The organism is Streptococcus mitis SK597, from assembly GCF_000148545.1.
GTDB classification, from domain to species: domain Bacteria; phylum Bacillota; class Bacilli; order Lactobacillales; family Streptococcaceae; genus Streptococcus; species Streptococcus mitis_C.
Map to the genome: position 1 here is coordinate 1 of NZ_AEDV01000056.1, position 4,285 is coordinate 4,285.

Annotated in this window: 5 protein-coding genes; all 5 read right to left on the minus strand. The window is 41.3% G+C overall.

Annotation, left to right across the window (positions count from 1 at the left end; translation table 11 throughout):
* Window positions 1-59: 59 nt before the first annotated feature.
* Complete coding sequence (locus SMSK597_RS0102635) at window positions 60-677, minus strand: TIGR01906 family membrane protein (RefSeq protein WP_000850634.1); 618 nt, start codon at window positions 675-677, stop codon at window positions 60-62.
* Window positions 667-1,440 (minus strand): TIGR01457 family HAD-type hydrolase, encoded by a 774-nt coding sequence (locus SMSK597_RS08705; RefSeq protein WP_000875451.1) that lies wholly within the window; start codon window positions 1,438-1,440, stop codon window positions 667-669. Before SMSK597_RS08705 ends, SMSK597_RS0102635 begins: the two co-directional genes overlap by 11 nt.
* A 10-nt stretch (window positions 1,441-1,450) precedes the next feature.
* Window positions 1,451-2,188 carry an acyl-[acyl-carrier-protein] thioesterase gene (locus tag SMSK597_RS08710; protein ID WP_004238132.1) on the minus strand — a complete coding sequence of 246 codons (738 nt, stop codon included), beginning with the start codon at window positions 2,186-2,188 and terminating at the stop codon, window positions 1,451-1,453.
* 4 nt (window positions 2,189-2,192) lie between these two features.
* Window positions 2,193-3,323 (minus strand): radical SAM family heme chaperone HemW, encoded by a 1,131-nt coding sequence (gene hemW, locus SMSK597_RS08715; protein WP_025169690.1) that lies wholly within the window; start codon window positions 3,321-3,323, stop codon window positions 2,193-2,195.
* A 175-nt stretch (window positions 3,324-3,498) separates the two neighbouring features.
* The coding region (locus tag SMSK597_RS08720; RefSeq protein WP_000685607.1) for an LPXTG cell wall anchor domain-containing protein at window positions 3,499-4,285 on the minus strand (787 nt) is incomplete at its 5' end.

Here is a 4,285-nt window from a genome sequence, read left to right on the forward strand (position 1 = left end):
AACGATAGTTTCGAATCACATACCTAATTTATACATGTGAAATAAGAACATCTTTCGTTTCACTTCCTACGACTTTTTAGATAAAGATAGCCAAAGAAGCTTTCATAGAGGGCAAAAAAGAGGAGGAAGGCATGAAGGAAGAAGGTCTCTGGCAAAATCAGAATAACAGGATCCTTGGCTGGGTCAAAAAGCCAGGTATCATCTCCCACAAAGAGAATTTGATGGAAAAGAGTAAAGAATTGGTCAAAACCAATCAACACTCCCCCAAGCCCAATCAGCAATGGCAAGACTACTAGAGCTAGGAGACTTTTACAAAAGAGAGACAAGAAGCCTTTTTTCACAATCCTATTGACAAAGAAATAGAAACTTGGCAATGTTACTAAAGTCACTAGCTGCACTAAGTGAAAGAGATTCTTGACCACTGCGAAATGGTGCAGACCAGCTGCTGACGAACGAAAATCTGGCATCTCTAGTACCTGACTAAATGGATTGGTCAGATAATTCATCAAGATATGAAAGTTGTACTGAATGGTTTCTGGTTTTAAATAGACCCGATCTGTTAAATTCAGCCACTGAATTTCCAGTGGATAAACAATCCAAGCCAGATAGATGGTCAGAAGAATTGAGAGGGAGAGGAGAAAGAGCATAGAGCCCCAAAAGGTTAATTTAGTTTTCATCAAAATCCCACTCCACAAGGCTAGAAACCACATGAGTCGGTGCGATTGGCAGGTCTGCCACTTCTTCTGCCTTGGTAAAACCTGTCGTCACCAAGAGCGTTGGAATGCCATTGTCAATCCCAGCCCGGATATCTGTCAGATAGTTGTCCCCAACCATAATTAATTCTTCGCGTTCCAAACCTAGGTGCTCAACCGCCTTGTCCATAATGATGGCATTTGGCTTTCCTATATAAACAGGCTTCACTCGTGTTGCCACTTCAAGAAGGGTAATCAGTGAACCAGCACCAGGCAAAAGCCCTCGTTCTGTCGGGATGTTGAGGTCAGGGTTGGTTCCGATAAAATGAGCACCCTTTTGGATAGCCAGAGTTGCTGTCGCAAATTTTTCATAGTCGACTTGCCAGTCCAATCCTACTACTACATAGGCAGGATTTTCCTTGTCTTCGACATAACCAGCCGCCTTGATGGCTTCCTTGAGCCCTGCTTCTCCGATGACATAGACCGTCTTTTCAAGACCCAAGTCATTCATATAGTCGATAGTGGCCAAAGTCGCTGTGTAGACAGTCGATAGGGGCGTATCGATATTAAAATTCTGAGCCAACATGTCCTGAACACTCTCAGGAGTGCGGGTTGTATTGTTGGTCACAAAAAGATAAGGAATCTCTCTTTTTTGTAACTCGTGAACAAAAGCCTCTCCTGCTGGAATTCTGTCTTTCCCCTTATAAATCGTTCCGTCTAAATCAATTAAATAGCCTTTATATTTCATCTATTTTTCCCTAATCCTTTTTTATTTCTTGCCAAGTGATGATAGCTTGGGCATTAGTAACCCCGTCACTTGTAATTTCATGCTTACTTTCCAGTCCAGCCCGTTCAACAGCCGATGTAATCACCCCACCTGGTCGAACTTCCTTGACATACTTGAGATTGATTTTCTTGGGAATATATTGGGTCAAAAAGTCCGCTCCCATGACCTCAAAAATCCAGTCCAAGTATTTACTGTTATTGACATGTCCATTCATATCCAAGTCGTAAAAACGGACATGGTAATCCTTGCTGATTGGCTCGTTCAATGACTCATACTTTGGCCCACGGATAAGCTTTTTATCAAAATCAGACTGGTAAGGAGCCACAATCTCAGGTTCAACAGCATGAACTTTTCGACTGTCGCGGTCCATGAGAACAAAGGTTGCCATCATGTGGATGAGTTCCTGACCTGCTTCATCATAAATGGTAAAGCGACGGTAACAAAAAAGTCGATTGTAGCTCAAAGCTTCCGTTTCAATGGTGATTTCTTCCGCAAAACGAGGCAAACGTGCCACCTCAATATCATAGTCTGTGATAATCCAGACCAGATTATAGTCTTCCAAAATGGCCTTATCACTAACTCCCAGCTCAATCGACTGCATCCCTGAAACTTGCAGAGACAACAAAATCACATCTGGAAGCTTGATATGACCATTCATATCAGCCATATCAAAAGGAATTTTCATTTTCATTTGATAAGTTAAGCCCATCATCCTACTCCAAAATAAATCGTTCTGCTACGGTGTCTCCTAAAAAGAGACCTCTTTTTGTCATGCGAACTCGGTCACCCTCTATTTGCATGAGACCTTGTTGAACCAAGTCTCTGACAATTTCTCCATAAAGTCCATCAAAAGACCGACCAAATTTTTCTTCAAATCGCGCCATAGAGACCCCTGATTTCTTGCGGAGGCCCAAGAACATTTCTTCTTCCATTTGCTCTTTTTGACTCAGGTGCTCTTCTGTGATGCGAGCATTGCCTTCCTCAACCGCACTGAGATAATGACGAATGGGACCATGGTTTTTATATCGAACACCATTGACATAGCCAGACGCCCCAGCACCGATGCCATAGTATTCAGCATTGTCCCAGTACATGAGATTGTGACGACTTTCAAAACCGGGTTTGGAGAAATTGGAAATCTCATAATGTTCAAAACCAACTCGCTCCAGCTCTGCAATGATGTACTCAAACATCTCCGCTTCTAGTTCCTCCTTAGGCAGAGGCAATTTCCCACGTCGCATGCGGTTCATAAAAACCGTATGATTTTCCAAAATCAAGCTATACAAACTCATATGGGGAATATCAAGTCCAATGGCCTTAGCCACATTTTCCTTGACCTGCTCCATGGTCTGACCAGGTAGCGCATAAATCAAATCAATGGAGATATTGTCAAAACCAGCCAGTTTCAGACGGTCGATATTTTCATAAATATCCTTCTCCAAATGACTGCGCCCAATCTTTTTCAGCATCTTATCATCAAAGGTCTGCACACCTAGCGAAACACGATTGACAGCTGAGTTCTTCAACACAGCTATCTTATCCGCATCCAAGTCACCTGGATTGGCTTCAATAGTCAACTCCTCCAAGACAGACAAGTCCAAGTTTTTAGTCAAGCCCTTCAATAACACTTCCAGTTGAGAAGCTGACAAAGCTGTCGGTGTGCCACCACCGATGTAGAGGGTTGACAACTTTTGAATATCATAAGAACGAAACTCTTCCAGCATATGCTCCAAATAGCTATCTACCGGCTGATTCTTGATGAAGACCTTTGAAAAGTCACAATAATAACAAATTTGAGTACAAAACGGGATGTGTACATAGGCTGACGTTGGTTTTTTCTGCATAGTACTTATTATACCACAAAAGCGAACAATACTTAGAATTCCGTTTAACAAAATCCTAGCATTGTTCGCTTTCTTTATCTAATCATTCTTTGTATTTTATGGATAACACAACTATCAGAATCAATCTAGTTCGTTGTTAAAATACAAAAGAATGAATGTTCATTTGACTAAATTTTTAGTCTTCTTTTTTCTTGCGAGCTACAAGTCCAAATCCACTCAATAGTCCAAGAAGTCCTAGAGAGGCAAGAGCAGCATTTGATTCTGTTCCTGTATTTGGCAATACATTTTGAGAACCATTTGACTTAGCTCCATTATCAACAGTAGTCTTAGTATCTACCTGATCTGCATTCGGAGTAACTGCATCTGGAATTGGAGTTGTTGGTGCAGGCGCATCTTGATCAGAATCTCCATTAGTATCAGGTTTGACTGGCGCAACTGGAATTGTATTTGTATTTGAACCTACTTTTCTGAAAATGTGGGTCATTACTGACTCATTTTCATCAATCATTGTTCTTACAAATTCATATCCCGAAATTGTTCCATGTTCAGCATTCTTTTCATTACCTGTCTTAACAGATGGTTTCAATACATTTCCATCTTCATCAATCCATCGAACCTCAATAGTTAATTCTGGTAAAGTGATTGGCCCAGGTAGTTCACCGTTCACTCCACCGTTGAATTCTGGTAATTCAACTGTTGGCGGATCTATTAAGTTCCCGTTTCCATCCACTCCATTTGACGAGATTGGATTTGTGTAGTCTGGGGTTTCTGTTTGAACTTCTGGTTCACCTTTTGAACTTGAAATTTTACCTGGAATTGTGATGTCACTTGTGCCTTCTTTTGGAAGTTTGCCTTCTTCTTGCGCACTTCCTTTTCCTGTATGTGGTGTGTCTGGTAATTCGTCATTTGGCAATGTTACTTTGCCATCTGTTACGACTTTCTCTCCTTTAACACCTGGTAAT

Coding starts and splice junctions, on each gene's coding strand:
- hemW (WP_025169690.1), bottom strand. CDS start 3,323: ATGCAGAAAAAACCAACGTCAGCCTATGTACACATCCCGTTTTGTACT.
- SMSK597_RS08705 (WP_000875451.1), bottom strand. CDS start 1,440: ATGAAATATAAAGGCTATTTAATTGATTTAGACGGAACGATTTATAAG.
- SMSK597_RS08710 (WP_004238132.1), bottom strand. CDS start 2,188: ATGGGCTTAACTTATCAAATGAAAATGAAAATTCCTTTTGATATGGCT.
- SMSK597_RS0102635 (WP_000850634.1), bottom strand. CDS start 677: ATGAAAACTAAATTAACCTTTTGGGGCTCTATGCTCTTTCTCCTCTCC.